This is a genomic window from Bacteroides sp. HMSC067B03, assembly GCF_001811315.1.
GTDB lineage: Bacteria > Bacteroidota > Bacteroidia > Bacteroidales > Bacteroidaceae > Bacteroides > Bacteroides faecis.
Window position 1 is genome coordinate 1 of sequence record NZ_KV804463.1, and the last position, 2,513, is coordinate 2,513.

The 2,513-nt window shown below is 40.2% G+C and carries 1 protein-coding gene; it reads left to right on the forward strand.

The window, feature by feature from the left end; translation table 11 throughout:
- Positions 1-574: 574 nt before the first annotated feature.
- Positions 575-2,383 (forward strand): group II intron reverse transcriptase/maturase, encoded by a 1,809-nt coding sequence (gene ltrA / locus HMPREF2794_RS23525; RefSeq protein WP_070752858.1) that lies wholly within the window; start codon positions 575-577, stop codon positions 2,381-2,383.
- Positions 2,384-2,513 lie beyond the last annotated feature (130 nt).

Consider the following 2,513-nt stretch of genomic DNA (forward strand, 5'->3'; position numbering starts at 1 on the left):
GCCAAGACGGTGTGCGCCCATAAGGGTGAGTAATAAATATCTCCTTTGCAAGAGATTAGGTTAGAGTTCAAATGAGACCTACCACCATCCGGCTTATCTGGAGGAGAAACCCAAAAGGGAGCATAGCATGTCGGAAAAGTCATAAGTCAGCCAGTTGCCAAGCTGCGACTGAATGGCAAGGTGGAAAGACAAATATAAGGATGAAGCCCGAATTGGTTAAACGACAGTCCTGTTGCACCTTAGCGAGCAATGACGGAAGGCAACTACAAACGTCATGTCGTAGTTCTCTGACGGAGTACCGTTACGTTCAGAGCAAAAGAACTAACTACGAAACAACCGCAATAAGCGGATTAATGGACGGAAATCGCATCCGACAATTTGTCAAGCAAATAGTTATTACTTATCTAAATGGGGATTGCCTAAATCAGAACGCCGCAAGGCTATGGAGAATAGCTCCTGAATATCTGACATGGCAACGGAGTTCCCATAGTAGTCTGAGCAAGGGAAAGCCTTGTACATGGCAAAGGGGAACAGTTGGATTACTTTAATATAATCAAAAGATAATGTGAGAGACATGAGAAATCCAGAGACAATATTAAACAATTTAGTGAAACATAGTTCTGTTTCAAGTTATAAGTATGAACGGCTGTATCGGATTCTATTCAATGAAGATATGTTCTCTGTCGCATACCAACGCATATATGCCAAACAAGGTAATATGACACCCGGTACAGATGGAAAAACTGTCGACCAAATGAGCATTCAACGAATAGAAAAACTTATTGAGAGTCTCAAAACAGAGGCTTATCAGCCTAAACCAGCAAGAAGAGTGTACATTCCAAAAAAGAATGGAAAAGAAAGACCTTTGGGTATTCCTTCTTTTGAGGATAAACTAGTACAGGAAGTTATCCGAATGATACTGGAAGCCATATATGAGGAACACTTTGAATACACCTCACATGGCTTTCGTCCACATCGGAGCTGCCATACCGCTCTCACACAAGTTCAAGAAAAGTTCACAGGCGTTAAGTGGTTTATCGAAGGAGATATAAAAGGATTCTTCGACAACATCAACCACGACATTCTTGTGGATACTCTAAAAGAGCGTATAAGCGACGAGCGTTTCTTGCGCTTAATTAGAAAATTTCTGAAAGCTGGATATATTGAACGATGGCGATTCCAAAACACGTATAGTGGAACACCTCAAGGCGGTATTATCAGTCCCATACTGGCTAATATCTATCTTGACAGATTCGACAAATACATCAAGGAATATGCTGAAAAATTCAATAAAGGTGAAAGAAGACGAATAAGTTTGGAATACCGTAGACTCAATAACAAGAAAACAAGACTTGCAAAGAAGCTGAAATCAATAACGGATGAATCCGTGAGGGATAAAATGATAGCAGAGATAAAAGAAACGTTGGCACAAACCTTCGCAACAACCTGTCAAGAACCAATGGATACAGAATACAGACGAATCCAGTACGTTAGATACGCTGATGATTTCTTAATTGGAATTATCGGAAGTAAAACCGAGTGCATTACAATCAAGGCGGACATTGCCAAATTCATGGCAGAAAAGCTAAGATTGGAACTTTCAGAAGAAAAGACCCTGATAACAAACGCACACGATAAAGCTAAATTCTTAGGGTACGAAATATTTGTCCGTGACTGTAGCTTTAGGCATAAGGATAGTAAAGGTGTGATAAGACGCTTCGGAAAAGGTTCAGTCATGCTGCATGTAAACATGGATACAGCAAAAAACAAGCTTTTGGAATATGATGCTTTAAGGATGTCCCAAGAACGGAAAAAGACGGTTTGGAAACCCAAACCACGTGCCTTTATGATTGGAAAGAAGGTTGAAGACATAGTAGCTCAATATAATACCGAAATAAGAGGATTCTATAACTATTATGCCATTGCCAATAATATCTCCGATATTGGGAACTCATTCGGATACATAATGGAATACAGTATGTATAAAACGATTGCCCAGAAGCTAAATCTGACAATGGTACAAGCCAAACTTAAATTTCTGCGTGATAAGAAGTTTATTGTACCCTTTAAAGACGCTAAAGGCGCAACCAAATACAGAATATTCTATGATGGAGGCTTCAAAAGAAAAACTGCTTACAGGAATAGTCTTATAGATATTATTCCCAACACATGGCACATTCCGAAACTTAGCCTTATGGAAAGGTTGAAAGAAGGAGTTTGTGAATTATGTGGGTCAAACGGTAATATCACTATGCACCATGTGCGTAATCTTCGCCAACTGAAAGGAGATACGCCATGGAATGCAAAACTGATAAAACAAAACCGTAAGACATTAGCCGTTTGCGAATCTTGTAATTATAAAATTCAGACCAATGAACACTAAGTTGAGTGAATCCAATGGAGAGCCGTGTACATGGAGACATGTAAGCACGGTTCGGGGGCAGGCTCTTGAAAACCTACCGTCGAAAGACGGCAAGGCGTTGAGTGCCGAGCCTACGCATATCATCTTCCCC

What these genes read in the sequence shown, in the direction of transcription:
- ltrA (WP_070752858.1), top strand. Translation starts at nt 575, where the DNA reads ATGAGAAATCCAGAGACAATATTAAACAATTTAGTGAAACATAGTTCT.